Origin of the sequence: Streptomyces sp. NBC_01571 (assembly GCF_026339875.1) — a bacterium.
In the GTDB taxonomy this organism is placed as follows: Bacteria; Actinomycetota; Actinomycetes; order Streptomycetales; family Streptomycetaceae; genus Streptomyces.
In genome coordinates, this window is the sequence record NZ_JAPEPZ010000002.1 from 806,839 (window position 1) to 822,857 (window position 16,019).

Below are 16,019 nucleotides of genomic sequence, written 5' to 3' on the forward strand. Positions count from 1 at the left end.
CTCCTACGACAAGGAACTGTGGTGGTCGGAACGGAAGGCGGAGCGTGTCGTGGTCGTCCAAACAGGTGGACTCGTACGGGCGGATCAGGTGCCCGGCGCGATCGCACACGCTGAGACGCAGACCCAGGTACCCCCACGCTTCTGGTACGTGTCCGTGTACAGGGCTTCTTGCTCAGATCCATCAGCGAGCACGTTGTACGTGGCGCGGCCGTGGATCAGCACAACGTCACTGAGGATTCGGACCTTGACGTCATGTACGGCAAGATCCTGGAAGGGACGCGGCTTAGCGATGTACTCCAAGAATTCGGCACGGTTGCGCGTGACGCCCGGAGTCTGAGAGATAAAGTCTTCGGCGAGAAACTCGCTGAAGCGCTTGACATCGTTGAACTGATCAGACTGGACGTAGTCATTGTTCAGCTGTTCAAGGACCGCCAGATCCTCAGAGGGCGGCTGGATGTCATTCATCTCTCTGCCCCTTTCTGCGTGTTTATTTTCGGTAAGGCTGAATTTCCATTTCGCGGCAATGCACGCCGAGTCGTTGTGAACGGTACTTTTTTCCTGAACCCACTCCGTAGCTCCCGAAGTTATCGGGCTGCATATCACCCGCAGGACCTACGCTCAGAAGAGCGGCGCCTGCCCACTTGGTAAGCATGCGCGGGCGTGGTGTACGTGCAGAGTCTTGTGATGAACTTGAGCGCAGTGCTGAGGTGCGGCGCAGACTCCCGTCTGGACGGCCCTCCTCTCATCTTTCCTGAGCAGAGGAGGCCGTGCAAGACCTCGCTCCCGTGGTCGGACAAGACGAGGAATGCGCTTTGTATGCGGAGTGGCCCGCCTTGCACCCGAGAAATTCAGCAGCGTACCTGATCTGTCACGATGTCGGCTGGCGAGTGAGCCGAGCGGCTAAGTGAATCTTCACACGGCACTTCGGGTCGTCCCCCGCCAAGCGAGTGTCCGTGACAAATCCTCCTGCATCCCGAAATCATGTAGTGGGAGAGGGCCATCACATCAATGAGGGCGACTCTGCCATGGCAGCTGCGCAGCGATGCCGCGCCCGATATGCGTTGTCCGCAATGCGATCCAGTGGTCCTCGCACACGGGACTCGCCGTGAAGGATTGAGCCTGATCGAGGCGTGCGCAACCGGCATCACCATGCGTACGCGACTTGTATGCGATTGGTAGAATGGCGGGTGCGGTGGGTCTGAGGTGATTGCAGGCGCCTCGGCGGGGATGTCTCAGCGGCGGGCGTCGCGAGCCTGAGTTGCCCGGACCGCCGGATCTTGTCGTGCGACGCAGCGTCGCAGGATTCATCTGGAGCCTCCCATGCGCGTATTCGTCACTGGAGCCAGCGGCAGCATCGGCTCAGTTGTCGTTCCCGAACTTATCGCTGCTGGTCACGAAGTCCTCGGCCTTGTCCGTTCCGATGCTGCAGCTGCGGCCGTCTCCGCTGCCGGCGGGATGCCGCTCCGCGGCGACCTCGCCGACCTTGACAGCCTTCGCGCTGGCGTCGCTCAGGCCGATGGTGTCATCAACCTGGCCTTTGGGAACGACTGGAGCAACTTGGAGCCGTGCATCGACGAGGAAGCGCGCGCCGTGGAGACCTTCGCGGCCGCACTTTCGGGCAGTGGCAAGCTGTTCGTGCATGCCGGCCTCACGCCGATGGTGCCTGGCCAAGTTTCCACCGAGGAGGACCCCGACACGACCAACGGTCCGGTCGGTGGACGCGGCCGCAATTCCCACGCGGTGCTGGCGCTGGCCGCCCAGGGTGTCCGGTCCTCTGTGGTTCGGCTGCCACGCTCCGTGCATCAGCGCGGGTCGCAGTACGGCTTCTGCTCGGTGCTCATCGCCGCCGCGCAGAAAACGGGCGTGTCGGCGTACGTCGGCGATGGCACGCAGCGCTGGCCGGCGGTCAACCGGCTCGACGCCGCCCGGCTGTTCCGCATCGCACTCGAGGATGCTGAGCCTGGCACGGTCCTGCACGCCGTAGCCGACACGGGCGACACAATGAGGTCGTTGGCGGAGGCTATCGGCGGGGCTCTCGCACTGCCGGTCGAGTCGGCGTCGGCTGATGACTTCGGCGTCATCGGCCGCTTGTTCGCCCTCGACATGGCGTCATCGAGTGCACTGACTCGGAAACGGTTCGGCTGGGAACCTGCCCACCCGAGCCTGATGGCCGACCTCGTCGCTGGCGGCTATCCCGCCCTGGGCTGAAAACCTCTCCCGGCGGCTGAGCCTTGATGAACCTTCCTATTCTCAGCCTGACGACTTCTCGCTCGCGCCTGGCGGGCATTGTGGCCCGGCATCGGGATCGATCGGTGCCCGGTCTGGTCATGCCAGAATGAGTACGATCTTCTTACCGCCGGCCCGTCCGGCAACCACCTGGGTGAATGCAGCGGGTCCCTCGCTCAGGGGCAGGGGCTCCGGTGCGAGTTTCAAGGTTCCCGCCGCGGCCTGCTCCGCGAGCTGGACGAGCTGCGCGCCGTTGGGCTCGATGTAGAGGTCCCAGCTCGTGATGCCGCGTTCCTCCGGAGGCGCGTCCGAGGTCAGGGAGCACAGTTGGCCGCCGTCCCGCACCAAGGGCAGGGTCGCGTCCGCCGTGCCTGCAGCGATGATGAGGGCAGCGTCGAACCCGCCGCGCACCTTCGTCGACCAGTCCGGGTCGTGGTAGTCGACGACCTCCGTCGCTCCCAGGCCAGTCAGGCGCTCTGTGGCGGTAGCAGAAGCGGTGGTGGTCACCTCGATGCCGTTGACCGCGGCAAGTTGGATGGCCAGGGCTCCGGTGCCCCCGCCTCCGTTGGTGATCAGGAGGCGCTGTCCTCGGCTGAGGTTCAGCTTCTCCAGGGCTTGCACCGCGGTGAGCCCGTTGACCGGCAGTGCCGCCGCGTGGACGGCGTCCAGCCCGGGTGGGCAGGCCGCCGCGTGTTCCGCGTTGATCAGAACGCGTTCGGCCCAGAAGCCGCTTCCCCCGGGCAGCGGGGCCTCGTGTGCGAGCACCCGGTCGCCTACGGCAAACCGGGTGACACCCGCACCCACGGCCAGCACCTTGCCTGCGCCCTCCACTCCCAGTGCAGCCGGGGGGCGTAGCCCTACGTCCCAGCTGGCGTCGATTTCCAGTTCGTCCCAGGGGCCTACTCCGGCTGCCTCAACCTCCACCAGGATCTGACCGGGCTTGGGAGATGACGGTTCGGGCAGTTCCAGCAGGACGACTTCCTTCTCGGCCGTGGATACTCCGCATGCCTTCACAGTAGATCGTTGTCCTCTCGTTCAGTCCGGCCGACCAGGAGGTACGGGCCGGAAACTCAAATCCGGCGGCGGTGTCGAACAGGACATTCCGCATGCCTTCACAGTAGATCTTTGTCTTCGCACTCAGTCCGACCGACAGGTTCCAGATCTCCAGCGCCTGGTACAGCAGCGTTGCTGCCGGCGGCGGGTCGCCATCAGTCCGCGGCTCCGCGTTGCGGAGGCCGCGGCGCTCGACGTGCAGTACGCGGTGGATGTCGGGGCGCTGCGGGAGGCGCCGCCCGACCCGATCGGCGTCGCCGAGATGGGTGCCGGCTTGGCACGGTCTGGATCTCGTCGACGCCTATCGCCAGCAGTTCCGTGCCGAGCCGTTCAACGACCCCGCGGTGCGGGTCGGAGAACCCGAAGCCGGAGGTCCGCGGACGGCGCTGGGTCATCCGGAGCCCAACGATTGGGGCGCCGCCCGGCGCCCTGCGACCGGCATCGCGATGTCCGTGATGACCGGCGGCGCCTGCCGCCGGTCTGGTGGTGCGGGTGGGCCGATATCGAGGCCAGGGATGTCCGCGGCCTGCGGACTTCGGCCACGCTGTTCCCGGTGCCTCGGGTGTTCAGACGAAGGTGAACAGCTGGTCGGTTTCGAAGCGCGAAGTCGGGCTGGTGTACACCTTCGCGGGGTCGGGGTAACCGAGGGCCAGCAGCACTGTCGTGGTGTGTCCGGTTTCGCGGATCTTGAACGCCTTGTCGACACTCGTCGGGTCGAACCCTTCGAGCGGCATGGCTTCGACTCCGAGCTCGGCAGCCGCCATCATGGTCAGACCCATGGCCAGGTAGGTCTGCTTTTCCATCCAGTGGTTCACGTCCTTGTAGCCGTACTTGCGCAGGTTGAGGAAGTCGCGGGTCATGAACTCCCACAGCTCGTGCTTTGCCTGGTCGGCGAACCGGCCGTCGGCCCTCTCCTTGCTGAAGACCGCATCGAGGTGGCTGTCGGGAAGATCCGCCCTGGTGGTGAGGATGACGGTGTGTGAGGCGTTCAGGATCTTCTCGCTGTTGTCCTGGAATCGTTCGCCGAGGTTGGCCGCCAGCCGCTCCTTGCCTTCGGGGGTGGCGAGGACGTAGAAGTGGTTGGGCTGTACGTTCGTCGACGACGGTGTCGAGCGCAGGAACCCCAGCAGTTGCTGAAGTGTCTCCTCCGGGATGGTCTTGCTGGGGTCGAAGTACCTGGTGAGGTGCTTGTTCATGAGCTTGTCGAGATTCATGGCAACCTGCCTTTGTCTTGCAATCACTGGTTGAAGAGTTAGTGATTCCTGCTGTTTGGGTTCTTGCCGTGGGCAAGCAGTTCGTTGATGCGCGCGAAGCTCATACCTGTCGTTGCCGACGCGAGGTCGCCCGCGCGGAGCGCCTTCGTGGCCTGTTCGAGTGCGCCCATCGCGTGGGTGTAGAGCAACGGACCCAGGCTGATGCGCTTGACCCCGGCCTGCTGCAGTTCAGCAACGGTCAGCACCTTGTCCGACGGAGACACCAGAACGTTGACCGGTGTTGGGGCGACCGCGGTGACGATCGCGACGAGTGCTTCGCGGTCGGGTGGGAACGGCGCGTAGACCACATCCGCGCCTGCCTCAGCGAAGGCCGTCAGACGCCGAATGGTGTCGTCAAGATCGGGCCGTCCCTGGAGGAAGTTGTCGGTGCGGCCGGTGACGACGATGCGCCCCTTGGCAGCGTCGACGGCGCTACGTACGCGACTGACTGCTTCGTCGAAGTCGCGGATCGGTTGATCGGGATCGCCGGAGGTGTCCTCCACCCCGATACCGGCCAGGCCGGACTCCACGGCCGCCTCGACGGTCGCGGCGACGTCTTCAGGCATGTCGCCATAGCCGTCTTCGAAGTCTCCGTTGACGGGCAGCCCGGTGAGGCGGCCGAGCAGCCGCGCATGCTCAAGGTGCTCTTCGCGGGTGACTTCGTGACGCCCGTCGAGGCGGCCGAGGGTGGCGGCGATCGCCGCGGACGACGTCGCGATCGCCTCGAAGCCGGCATCGGCCAGCATCAGCGCCGAGAGGCCGTCCCATGCGTTCGGCATGACGACGCCACCGTCGCGGGTGTGCAGCGCCATGAACTTCTCATAGAGTTCGGAGCCCGGCATGTCGAGCCTTCCTGAATGATCGTTGACTCAGTGAGGGGTGTGCCGGCTGGGTGCCTGGACCGCGCCGAGGGATTCCAAAGAACAACCGGTGGGTGGGGAGTTGTCGGCGGCGGCGCGGAGCTTCCTAAAGCCGCCCCAGCCCCAGCAGACGAGATGACGCGCGCTGAATCCGTGGACGATGTCCGTGGACTCGACCATGCTCGATCACGCTCTCGCGTGCCGTGCCGGGCCGGGCCCGGCGGATCCGGGTGCGGGTTCACTGGGGCACAGTCGTATCGACCGAGTCGACAGCGGGGATGTCGAGGTCGGTCTGGTTGACATTGTTGATGAAGTTGGTGAGCAGGAACTGCACTGCCACCGCGACGATCGCCAGGATCTGCGGGTCGGTGTACCCGGCGCTCCGCACACCTGCGAGCTCGGCGTCGCTGACCCGCCCGCGGCTCTCGACCACTCGCTGCGCAAAGTGGGCGGCCGCGGCGCGTTGGGGATCGACAGAGCTCCCGACCCGGCCGAGTTCGATGTCGTCGCCCGACATACCGCCGAATCTGGTCGCGACGTGGGTGTGCATCGCCCCGCAGTAACTGCAGCCGTTGGCTTGCGACACGGCCAGCGCGATGCTGTGCCGCGTCCTGGCGTCGAGAACCCGGCTCAGGGTGCCTTGCAGAGTCGTGACGACCTCAAGAACGGTCGGGTTCGACGCGAGGGTCTTGAACATGTTCGGAACGAAGCCCAGCTGCGCACCAACGTTGTCGAGTATCTGCTGTGCGCCGGTAGGCACATCCTCTGGAGGGGGAACGTTCAGTCGTGACACGGCGAGTCGACCTCCGGTCGGGGTGTGTAGTCGTCGTTGCGCCCGGGTCGGGCTCGAAGTGGTTCGGAGTTCCGTCGCAGGCCCTACCTGCGTTGGCTGCAACCTCGCCGGTGGCGTCGGTTGCGCCTGGTGCCGTGCATTGCGGGGGGTGACTCCGTCGGCGCCGAGTCCGGAGACCTCATCACCACCCCCGACACCACCTATGAAGGACTATACAGACCAGAAACTTCAATGCAACCCCTCCTCGGGCGGATCACGTCCGCCTTGTCGCGTACAAGCGGGGCAATGTCGCGTCGGATCTGCAAGTGTGCAGTTCAGAAGCCCGATAGGGCTACGTCGCGAGCAACGCAGACCGTCTGGGCGGGCGAGTGCAAACCGCCTAAAGTCGGTTCGACTTGAACTCGATCGTCGGGTTTGGTGGACTATTTAGTCCAATGTTAGATAGGACTGACGGTACCGAAGGCAAGATCTCCCGGATCTGCCTGCGCCTTCGTCTCACATCCGTCCACGAGGAGGCTCTAGTTGACATGACCGCCGCAACAGCGCTCATCGACGCCAGGGTGTCGTGCCGCATCGGCACTACTCCGATGCGGTCGCGATCCTCGGCTGGACAGAACTGCCGGCAGACTTCGCCGAGGAGGTCGGGCAAGCCTCGGACAGCCTGTGCGAGGCGCTGTGGCGGGCGGGGCGCCGAACTGAGCGACATCGGCCAGGTCCGATTCCGGCTCACCGACCGCGACGACATCGACGCCTACATGGAGGTTCGCAAGGACGTCATCTCTCACCGACCGGCGTATATGCTCGTATTGGTGCCACAACTGATCCGGTCCGGTCTCCGTCTTGGAGATCGAGGCCACCGCGGTTGTGATGCAGCCCGCGGCCGAGCAGCACGAGTGAGTAACATGCCCGAGGGAGGCACCGTGCCCGGAACCAGCGGTACTCGCCGCACGCCACGCGGCCTGGAGACCCGTTCACGGATCGTTGATTCGGCGGCCAAGCTGTTTTATGTCAGGGGCGTCAACGCCACTACGCTCGATGACGTCCGGCTGGCGAGCGGCACGAGTAAGTCGCAGTTGTACAACCACTTCGAGGACAAACTCGCGCTGATCCACGCCGTGATCGACCTGCAGTCGAAGTTCGTCCTCGCCCGCGAGGAACAGCGCCTGCGCGGCGTGAAGACCCTCACCGGTCTGCGCCGATGGCGTGACGCTCTCGTCCAGGCCAACTCGCTGCAGGACGGCTCGTACGGGTGCGCGCTGGGCGCGATGTCGATCGAGCTGTCCGACAACGATGAGCGGTCCCGCCAAGCGCTCAACGCATCATTGGATACGTGGCGGCGGATGCTCGTCGAAACGCTGACCCGGCTCCGCGTGCTGGGCGTACTTGCCGAGCACGCGGACCCACAACGCCTGGGTACTGGTCTGCTGGCTGCTCTGCAGGGTGGCTACGTGCTCGCACAGAACGCTCACAACTCCGAGCCTATGGCCGTCGCGCTGGACATGGCCCTGGACCACATCGCCTCCTTCGCTCGCCACTGAGCACATGTTCGCAGTTACACGACACACTTCTCAGGCGGTCGCTGCCTCCTGAGGCCAGCTGCGCATACCTGCGCGGCCCAAGAACACGCCGGCCGCAGGGGGGACTTCGCGAGCCGGTTGGAGTCCGGTCGTCGACGAGCCCGGACCCTGTGCGTTCGAGGATCGCCGGCCAGAGGCGTGGCGGGCCCGGAGATCGGTTGCCGAGGCGGCGAGCCCGCGCGCCTGCGACGCCGAGCCAAGCAACTCGACGGCCGCAGACCAGTCCAGGGCGGCCCTTCCGTCGATGGCAAGGGTGATCGGCTTACGGGGGACGTGGCGACCAGGGCGCTCCACCCCGGGGTGACTACTCCGCCAAGTACCAGGTAACGAGGGCTTGATTGGCAGGCCCGCGGTGATCGATGGGTGTTCGTCCTGCAGCAGCCGCCCGTACACCGGTTTTACCTCGAGGATGACGACGGGTACGGCTGGGTCGTCCGTGACGATCAGGAGGACCTTGCCCGCCACCGTGCAGACGTCCAGGTGCTAGGTGAACGGGCGCCGGTGGCTGACTCCGGGCAGCGCCAGCGCTGTGCCGCGCGGTCTGTCCTGGAGCTTCTCGCTGCTGATGGGCATGACGAAGGTCAGACGCGACGGCCGTAGGTGTGCGGATCCACGGGCTGCTCGGACTTGGGAAGCCCGCCGACCACGAGACGGTAGGAGTCCATCACGAGTTCCTTCACCAGCTTCTCGTCGATGGTGCCCCCGCCTTCCACCGTGATCCAGTGCCTCTTGTTCATGTGATAGCCGGGGGTAATGTCCGCCTGCCGCTCACGCAGGGCCACGGCGTCGTCCGGACTAGCTTTCAGGATCACGACGGGACGCCCCGGCATGTCGGTCATGAGCATGAAGACCTTGCCGCGCACCTTGTAGAGGTCCCAGTCGGGGCCGAAACGATGCTCCAGGTCGGCGCCGGGCAGTTCCACAGTGCAGTCGCCCGCGATCTTCTGCAGCTCCTGTCCGTCCAAGGTGATCAACTCCTTTATCGATCCGAGTGCCTCGACCGGTCGACCGACCGGCCAAGGCCCAAGACGGCGTTTATCGCGTGGCCGCCACGAACGGCGGCGCCAGTACGCCGGCAACTGCTCGACGAACGCCGCCGACCTTTGTCCGGGGCGGCTCCTGCGGGCCACTTCGGAGGTGAGCGCCCGCGGGTGGCGACTTCTTACTTCCGGAGGTGAGCGCCCGCGGGTGGCGACTTCTTACTTCCGGCCCGTCGGGAAGGTGAGTTCCTGGCGGCGCAGGGGGCCTGGCAGTCGTCCTCCCGGCGTGGACGGGAAAGAAGGGCGTATTCGGCGGCGGTGCGAGCCCCCAGGTCAGCGCTGCCGGGCCGACGTCGACGCCGCTGAATCAGCCCGCAGCGCTGAGATGTCCGCTGGCTATCAGCTGAGCTCGCAGTTTCTTACGGGCGTCAAACATCGTCTTGTAGAGCGCGTTACGGTTCGTCTCCAGCTCACTGGCGAGCGTTTCCAGGGGGACCCCGTTGACGACGGCGGTGAAGACCTGTCGCTGGTGGGCGCTCAGTGCTGTCTCGACTGCGTTGCGCGCGGCTTCAATCAGCTCTCGCGCCTGCCAGTGGCTGACGGGGTCGGTACCGGAACGGTCGGGCACTTGCGCCCATTCGTCCAAGTCGAACAAGGGATTTGAAACACGCCAGAAATGGCGGCCCAGCTTGCTGGACACTTCAAGTACGACGAATCGGAACGCCCATGTGGTGAACCTGGCGTCGCCTCGAAATTCCCGGATTTTATGCGTGATCCTCATCAGTGCGTCGGCAGCCGCCTGGTGGGCGAGATCGTTCAACTCGGGCCCGGTAATTCGATAACGAGGACCCCGGCGGAACACTTCTTTCATGGCGATCCGCACCAGCAGTTCGTGCAGCTGTGTGCAGGCCTGCTCGTAGTGCGACCCACGGCCACTCTCGAGCGCGTCCACCCAGGCGGCGGACTCCGGGTCGAGCTGCCGTCGGCCCGTGTCGGGCCCTGCTGCCGGGGAGCTGCCGCTGGTTCCGGTATGTCTATCCAGAGCCGAGCGGCACGTCTTTCTAACATCCGCAGAGTGCATGGATCTCAATCCCCAGGTCATTTCGTGCGGACAAGCCCGTCAAGAGACCATCTACAGGACGTCTACGCGAAGTCCCTGTTTTTTCTTTCGCCGTGCGCGCATCCTGCGGTTCACGGCAGGGGTTTCCCGCGTATTTCGACGAGGGATTCACGCGCGGCGTGGGGCACGCTTTTCCGTACTGTTGCGGCTGGTTGGTGAGCAGGCTGACCGTGGAGGCTTGCGACCCACCACGCCGGTGGCAGGCGGTCACGCCGTGCGCAGCCCGGGCGTGTACTGCGGCAGCAGCTGACGGAGCTGCTGGTGCCCTCTGTGGATGCGCGACGTCACGGTGCCCGCAGGGGTTCCTGTCGATTCTGCGATTTCGCGGGAGGAGAGGCCCTCGACGTCTTCGCGGTACACAGCGGGCCGGGGCTGCGCTGCTGGCCCGCGAGCGGCCCCGGGACCCCGGCGAGACTCCTTTCCGCGTCTCGCGGCCCTCGGTCAGCAGGCTCGCCGTGGACGCCAGGTCGTCGGCGGTGTGTGCCTCCCTCGCCCCGTCGAACCTGTTCAGGTCCAGAGCGTCCGGTTGGATGCGCAGGAGACAGCCCCCGTCGACCAGGCTCACGGAGCGGTCGCTCCGCTCCCCCAGTGCCTGCCTGAGCCTGTACGCGTATGTGCCCACGGAGCCTGCGGCAGATGGTGGGGCGTCGTCGCCCCACACGTCCTCCACCAGTTTCGAGAGGCTTACAGGCTTGCCTGCCCCGAGCAACAGCGAAGCGAGCACTGCGCACTGCCTCGGCTGACCGGCTCCGGCTTCGATCCTCTGTCTGTGTAGCCGGACCGGGCCGAGCACTGAGAACTGGACGCCCGCATACATGGTGCCTACCGCCTTGGGGATCCTTGTGAGGCTTGACTGCTTGGCCGTCCGCGAGGGACCGCTTCCCCCAAACGTACCGCAGGTAGGTCCAGTTTTCCGGACCAAATGGTCCCTTTTTTTTCGCTGTCAGACCTACTGGCACCTCGCTCTACAGGGCGGCCACGGCGCTGCGCCGGCATGACCGGACGGCGCCGTCCTGGCCGCAGTCGAGTAACTCCTCATGACCCAGGGGCAGACTCGGAGCCGTCGGGGTCCTCGCGGGCGGCGGTGTGCTCGCGCGCAACCGCGACCGGTAGCGGTCGGCGAACCGCTCGGTGACCTCCGGTATGGAGGAAGGCATGCAGCGGCGAGCGGGCGACCCGTGCGCGTTCCGTCCGGAGAGCTCGACCGAAAGCGACCTGCCTTTACACAGGGGCGGCCCGCTTTTCGTTGGCAACTGGGGTCGTATGCGGACAGTGAGGCAAGCGGACGGACACGCCCTTCCGCCGTCGCGCCTCTGGCCTACGGGAGACGGTGAATCTCAGCCGGTAGGAGACCGCGGCGCAACCGCCTGTGGTGCCGCACTGGGCCTGCTCGGCGCCGTCTCGTCCCGGGCGGCTTCAGTGCTCTCGCGTGCCCTCTGCAGGCGGATCGCCGTCCTCGGCAGGCGCGACATAAGTCTTGATGTGGCCGATCGCCATGTCGAGGGCGATCCTCATGGGTTGGACGTTCCGGGCCGTCTGGGCAAGGAGGTAGCCGCCTTGAAGGGCGGCCATGAGGCCGGTGGCGAGCTCTCCAGTGTCCGCGTCGGCACGGAGGACTCCCGAGTCCTTCATCCGTGCGAGCCCGGCCTCGAGCAGCCCTTCCCAGGTGCCGAAGTGCCGCGCGATCGCTTTGCGCGCCTCTTCGTCCTGATCGGCCAGCTCGCTTGCAAGGGAGCCGAGCGGGCAGCCGTACGCTCCGTTTCGGAGCGCGTTATGTTCGACTACTACGTCCCGCCAGCGCTCCAGCCCGCGGAGGGAGTTGAGCCGCCGCAGTAGCTGGTGCTGGCGTTCGAGCAATTCCGTGGCCTGCAACGCGACAACGTCCCGCACCAACGCATCCTTGTCGGGGTAGTGGCGGTAGAGCTGAGATTTACTCGTTCCGCTGGCCGCCCTGACATCGTCGAGGGTGGTGGGACCCACGCCCTTGACGTACATCATGTCGGCGGCGGCCCTCAAAATGCGCTCTCGAGTCGCCCGCCCGCGCTCAGTCAGCCGGGAGCCGTTTTTGTCGCTCGCCTGTTCCGCCACATTGACCAGATTACCGGTGCGAACGCTAGCAGGATTCAGAGTGGACCTCAAGGTCCCTTTTCCGCGCCTCCGGCTCGCGGCCGATCCGACCTGGAGCCATCGTCCTGGGCCTCCCCACCCCGACGAGCCCACGACCGGAGAGCTGGAACCCGGCGCCCAGTCGACGCGACAGCCGAGCCGCGACCATGCCGGCCACTCGACCGAGCAGCCGAAACGGCCCACTGGATGCACCGACGGAACGACACGCCATCCGGTGAACAAGGGGAAGTCACGGGGAACCCCGCACGACATCGCAGGTCAGCGACTCTGCAGGCCAGGTGTCGTCCACGTACGCGACCTTCCAACCTAGGTCTCTGGGTGGTTACGGCTGGGCTGGAGGTCCCTTCCCGCGGCCGGCTTGGCCGAGTCATCCAGAACACACCGCTTGGCGAATGAGTGAGAGGGGGTCTTGCAGTGGCTCTGAAGAGAGGATGTGTGAGGACGCGGGCGCCGTCATGTGCGTCGGATGATCAGCAGGGCCACGTCGTCGAGGTGGTCTACCGCGACGGCGGCGTCGAGGATGCGGTCGGCGGTCTCCTCGGCGTTGAGCCCGTCGTGGATGGCTTGGGCGGCCAGCGTTCCGGCTCGCTCCAGTCCGGCGTCCAGTGTCAGGGCTGGCCCTTCGACCACGCCGTCGGTGACCATGACCAGCGCGGCATCCTTGTCCAGTGTGAAGGTTTCTTCGGCATAGTCGGCGTGGGGCAGGACGCCCAGCACCGGGCCGCCCGGCATCTCACGGATGCTGTGGCTGCCGTCGTCGCGTGCGTACAGCAAGGGCACATGGCCGGCGCTCGCGCCGGTGACCCGTCCATCGTCTGGGTCGATACGCAGCATGGTGCAGCTGGCGAAGCGTGCCGCGCCCATCGTGACGAGCAGCTCGTTGGTGCGCGTCAGCACCGTCGCGGGATCCGGTTCGTGGGCGGCGATCGCGCGCATGGAGGCGCGCACCTGTCCCATGGCCGCGGCGGCGTCCACGTCGTGCCCTTGGACGTCGCCGATCTCAAGGGCGATGGCGCCGTCGGGCAGGACGAAAGCGTCGTACCAGTCTCCGCCGATGTCGAGCCCGTCGCGGCTTGGTTGGTAGCAGGCGGCGGCCTCCAGGCCCGGGAGGTGCTCGGGCAGCATGGGGAGCATGGTCTGCTGGAGCGCCGTGGCCAGCTCGACTCGTGCCTCTTGCAACCTGACGCGCTTTAGTGCCTGGCCTGCAAGGTCGGCAAGAGTGCTCATGAGGGCCCGCTCATCCGGGGAGGAGCGGTGTTCACTGTCGTAGGTCACCAACCAGGCCCCGAGCGGCTGATCGCCACCCGGGCTGAGGGAGGTGATCGAGATGGCGTAGCCGGAGTCGAGCTGGTCGAAGTACGGCACCATGGCCCCGTGCGGCCAGCGGCGGATGTAGTCCGCCTGGTTGGGAATGAACTGCGGCTCACCAGTGCGGATCACATGGAGCAGCGGGCTGGGGGCGTCCAGCGGCAGGCCGTGCAGGGCGGCCACCGGTATCGGGATCCCGGCATCGGAGGAGACGCGTAGGCGGCCATTGGTGATGAACGCCAGCGCGGCGCCCGTACCACCGAAGGTAGCGGCGAGCCGGGTCAGGACGACCTGCTGTACTTCCTGCTCCGTGACTGCTGTCATCACGGCGGAGGAGAAGGCCGCGATCTCGTCGGCACGCTGACGCTCAGCACTCAGCGCGACCAACGCTCGCCGTCGGCGCGCTTGCCTCTTGGTCTCGTCGCGGATCACTCCGAAGACCCGCTCAGGGCCGCCAAACCCCAGAATGATCCGACGGGCCCGGCAGACCAGAAAATGCCAGCCATCATGCTCGGTAAGGAACCTCAACCTGATCCAGGGGGACCGGGGGGCCGTCGAACGCACGAGCCGCCGCAGAGCGCCGCGGTCATCGGGATGGACTCGCCGAACCACGTCGGACATCGACATGGAGGCCTCCGGGAACAGCGCCGCCAAGGCGGGTGCGCCGCCCAGCCACTCCAGCTTGCGCTCCTGGGGTGAATACATGCACAGACCGAGGTTGGCGGCCTTGGCCGCCAGACGGAACGGGATCAACAGGCCGCCCCGGTCGTTTGTCGCGTCCAACGAGTGCACCCACACCAGCGCCTCGCCGCCTACGGGATCATTCACTCGTCGCGCCTCGACAAGGCAGACGACAGATGCTGAACCTGGCCCGGGGAACTCCAACACTCGCATCGCAACTGTCTTTGTCGTGGCAGCGTGGGAAACGAGACTCTCGACCGCGCTCAGCTGACTTGTGGGCAACAGATCACCGAAGCCACGACCCACGCACTGCTCCACTGTCCTGCCCAGTGTCCTTGCCATCGCCGCGTTGAGGTTGCGGATAACTCCGGCCAGGGTCAAAAGAGCCGACGGTGTTGCCATCTGAAGAATTTCGTCCGAGGCGTCCATTCGCCGCTCACTACCCATCTTCGAGCGATATGACCTCGTTGTCCTTCAATAACAGTATCTGCGTGCAGAGCAGGCCGCCTCCACCAGCAGGGGCATGCAACAGAGCGCAGACCGCGGGAGACGAGCGGACAGCCTGCTACCTGTTGGTCGACCGCCTGGCCGCCGCCCACCAGCTTGACCGGCTCCCGCGCGACCTGGTCAAACTGGCCCGCTACCTCCTGATCACGCCGATCAACGATCGACGGGTATATCACCATCGGTGATCCGGCTGTCGCTATCGGCGTGCGCCGGCGAGCTCGGGAGGCGACCCGCTCAGGGTCGGGTGAGGCCTGGATGACGGTGAGAATCATCATGATTACTCACCGTGCTCGACGTGTCGGTGTACGGGTTGCGTGCAGCAAGGACGGTGAACAGGGTGGCGACGATGGCAAGTCCGCCGTATCCGAGGGCGATCTGCGGTAGCGGGAAGGCGTTCGAGAGTTGGCCCGAGATGAGGCTGGGGAAGGCGGCGCCGCTGTAGCAGAGGAGGTAGATCGCGCTGAAGATCGGCGCCCGGTCGGCGAGTGTGCTGCCGTGCAGCAGGCCGCGGGTGGCGGCACTGATGGCAATGCCTTGACCGGCTCCGGCGACGACGGTTGCGGCGATGAACAGCGCCAGTGTGCCGATGGCGATCGCTGCAACGATGCCGATCCATCCGGCCAGGAAGATGGTCATGCCGATGCGTTGAGCCGCCATGGATGTGAAGCGGCCGCCGACGGGAGCGCCGAGAACGCTGGGGGCCATGTAGGCAGCGAAGACCAGTCCGAGGAGGAGTGGACTGTGGGTGTGGAGTTGATCTGCGACCAGTGCGGGCATGAAGGCCTGGTAGAAGGCCCCGGTGGCCCAGGTGGCCAAGAACACCGCGGCCGCGACAGGGAGGAGGTGCCTGACCCGGGCCGCTACGTGGACCCGGGGTATCAGTGATCGCCAAGCGCCTGGCGTCGACTTCGCGGTTTCCGGACTGATGACGATGAGTGCGGTTGCCAGTACGAGGAGAACGGCGCAAACCAGGTAGATGAGATCGCGTGGCCAGGGGGCGAACTGGACCAGGGCGCCGGAGGTGACGGCGCCGAGGGTGAGGCCGAGCATGGGTCCCTGGCTGGACGCGACGGAGGCCAACCATTCCGGCCTGGCGGGTGCGGTGTCGACGATGTAGGAGGTGAGGCTGCTGCTGGCCAACCCCGCACCGACGCCCATCAGTAGCCGACCGGCCAGCAGGGTGCCGATGTCGTGCACGTTCAGCAGGAGCAGACAGCCCAACAGGAGCAGCCCGAGGCTGGCGATCGCGGTGAGCCGCCGGCCCAGATGATTGGACAGTCGTCCCAGCACCAACAGGGTGGCGATAGTGCCGACGGAGTACGTGACGACGGCCAGTGAGATGCTGGCGTTGGTGAACCCGTCCTCGGCCCGGTAGGTGTTGAACAGGGGGATCGGAGCGGCCGTCGCAGCAAACGAGGCCACCAGGGAGACCACCGCAGATGAGAATGCCAGCCGGGGCGATTTGCCCCCGCGCGCCAGGTTGATCACTGGTGCCACGTCTTGCATCTAACCGTGCCTTTCTATTGTTCTGAAC

The 16,019-nt window shown here is 65.8% G+C and carries 14 protein-coding genes and 1 pseudogene; 2 read left to right on the plus strand and 13 right to left on the minus strand.

All coding sequences use genetic code 11. From position 1 onward, the window contains the following. Positions 1 to 84: 84 nt before the first annotated feature. Positions 85 to 465, minus strand: a complete 381-nt coding sequence (locus OHB41_RS46750; RefSeq protein WP_266707946.1) for a nuclear transport factor 2 family protein — start codon at positions 463 to 465, stop codon at positions 85 to 87. A gap of 855 nt (positions 466 to 1,320) precedes the next feature. On the opposite strand from OHB41_RS46750, the gene OHB41_RS46755 reads away from it, so the two are divergent. Then, positions 1,321 to 2,208, plus strand: coding sequence for an SDR family oxidoreductase (locus OHB41_RS46755; protein ID WP_266707948.1), 888 nt, complete (start codon positions 1,321 to 1,323; stop codon positions 2,206 to 2,208). A 117-nt stretch (positions 2,209 to 2,325) separates the two neighbouring features. Here OHB41_RS46755 and OHB41_RS46760 read toward each other — a convergent pair whose 3' ends face one another. The 5 genes from OHB41_RS46760 to OHB41_RS46780 all read right to left on the minus strand — a co-directional run bounded on the left by OHB41_RS46760 (position 2,326) and on the right by OHB41_RS46780 (position 6,089). Beyond that, positions 2,326 to 3,240, minus strand: coding sequence for an NADP-dependent oxidoreductase (locus tag OHB41_RS46760; protein ID WP_266707950.1), 915 nt, complete (start codon positions 3,238 to 3,240; stop codon positions 2,326 to 2,328). A 605-nt stretch (positions 3,241 to 3,845) separates the two neighbouring features. Further along, a complete protein-coding gene (locus OHB41_RS46765; RefSeq protein ID WP_266707952.1) occupies positions 3,846 to 4,493 on the minus strand; it encodes a nitroreductase family protein in 648 nt (215 codons plus the stop codon). 38 nt (positions 4,494 to 4,531) lie between these two features. Next, positions 4,532 to 5,374: an isocitrate lyase/PEP mutase family protein gene (locus tag OHB41_RS46770; RefSeq protein WP_266707954.1), complete on the minus strand. Its 843-nt coding sequence runs from the start codon at positions 5,372 to 5,374 to the stop codon at positions 4,532 to 4,534. Between the two features lie 27 nt (positions 5,375 to 5,401). Continuing rightward, entirely contained in the window at positions 5,402 to 5,572 is a 171-nt protein-coding gene (locus tag OHB41_RS46775) for a hypothetical protein (RefSeq protein WP_266707956.1), read from the minus strand. 58 nt (positions 5,573 to 5,630) lie between these two features. Further along, entirely contained in the window at positions 5,631 to 6,089 is a 459-nt protein-coding gene (locus OHB41_RS46780) for a carboxymuconolactone decarboxylase family protein (RefSeq protein ID WP_266707958.1), read from the minus strand. A gap of 1,016 nt (positions 6,090 to 7,105) precedes the next feature. Between OHB41_RS46780 and OHB41_RS46785 the strand changes: the two genes are divergently transcribed. Beyond that, a complete protein-coding gene (locus tag OHB41_RS46785; RefSeq protein WP_266707960.1) occupies positions 7,106 to 7,723 on the plus strand; it encodes a TetR/AcrR family transcriptional regulator in 618 nt (205 codons plus the stop codon). A 620-nt stretch (positions 7,724 to 8,343) separates the two neighbouring features. Here OHB41_RS46785 and OHB41_RS46790 read toward each other — a convergent pair. The 7 genes and pseudogenes from OHB41_RS46790 to OHB41_RS46820 form a co-directional block, all read right to left on the minus strand. Then, entirely contained in the window at positions 8,344 to 8,727 is a 384-nt protein-coding gene (locus OHB41_RS46790; RefSeq protein WP_266707962.1) for an MmcQ/YjbR family DNA-binding protein, read from the minus strand. A gap of 382 nt (positions 8,728 to 9,109) precedes the next feature. Then, complete coding sequence (locus OHB41_RS46795) at positions 9,110 to 9,694, minus strand: sigma-70 family RNA polymerase sigma factor (RefSeq protein WP_266707964.1); 585 nt, start codon at positions 9,692 to 9,694, stop codon at positions 9,110 to 9,112. 375 nt (positions 9,695 to 10,069) lie between these two features. Further along, complete coding sequence (locus tag OHB41_RS46800) at positions 10,070 to 10,222, minus strand: sigma factor-like helix-turn-helix DNA-binding protein (protein ID WP_526025093.1); 153 nt, start codon at positions 10,220 to 10,222, stop codon at positions 10,070 to 10,072. Positions 10,223 to 10,487: 265 nt separating this feature from the next. Next, positions 10,488 to 10,679: pseudogene (locus tag OHB41_RS46805) on the minus strand (AfsR/SARP family transcriptional regulator); the annotation flags it as partial. A 599-nt stretch (positions 10,680 to 11,278) separates the two neighbouring features. After that, a complete protein-coding gene (locus OHB41_RS46810; protein ID WP_266707966.1) occupies positions 11,279 to 11,950 on the minus strand; it encodes a TetR/AcrR family transcriptional regulator in 672 nt (223 codons plus the stop codon). A gap of 492 nt (positions 11,951 to 12,442) precedes the next feature. Then, positions 12,443 to 14,407, minus strand: coding sequence for a SpoIIE family protein phosphatase (locus tag OHB41_RS46815; protein WP_266707968.1), 1,965 nt, complete (start codon positions 14,405 to 14,407; stop codon positions 12,443 to 12,445). A 312-nt stretch (positions 14,408 to 14,719) separates the two neighbouring features. Further along, positions 14,720 to 15,991 carry an MFS transporter gene (locus tag OHB41_RS46820; RefSeq protein ID WP_266707970.1) on the minus strand — a complete coding sequence of 424 codons (1,272 nt, stop codon included), beginning with the start codon at positions 15,989 to 15,991 and terminating at the stop codon, positions 14,720 to 14,722. Between the last annotated feature and the right edge of the window lie 28 nt (positions 15,992 to 16,019).

Bases quoted from the DNA above. Each gene is read 5' to 3' on its own strand.
- OHB41_RS46775 (WP_266707956.1), bottom strand. From the start codon at position 5,572: ATGGTCGAGTCCACGGACATCGTCCACGGATTCAGCGCGCGTCATCTC.
- OHB41_RS46820 (WP_266707970.1), bottom strand. From the start codon at position 15,991: ATGCAAGACGTGGCACCAGTGATCAACCTGGCGCGCGGGGGCAAATCG.
- OHB41_RS46770 (WP_266707954.1), bottom strand. From the start codon at position 5,374: ATGCCGGGCTCCGAACTCTATGAGAAGTTCATGGCGCTGCACACCCGC.
- OHB41_RS46780 (WP_266707958.1), bottom strand. From the start codon at position 6,089: ATGTTCAAGACCCTCGCGTCGAACCCGACCGTTCTTGAGGTCGTCACG.
- OHB41_RS46765 (WP_266707952.1), bottom strand. From the start codon at position 4,493: ATGAATCTCGACAAGCTCATGAACAAGCACCTCACCAGGTACTTCGAC.
- OHB41_RS46755 (WP_266707948.1), top strand. From the start codon at position 1,321: ATGCGCGTATTCGTCACTGGAGCCAGCGGCAGCATCGGCTCAGTTGTC.
- OHB41_RS46815 (WP_266707968.1), bottom strand. From the start codon at position 14,407: ATGGACGCCTCGGACGAAATTCTTCAGATGGCAACACCGTCGGCTCTT.
- OHB41_RS46750 (WP_266707946.1), bottom strand. From the start codon at position 465: ATGAATGACATCCAGCCGCCCTCTGAGGATCTGGCGGTCCTTGAACAG.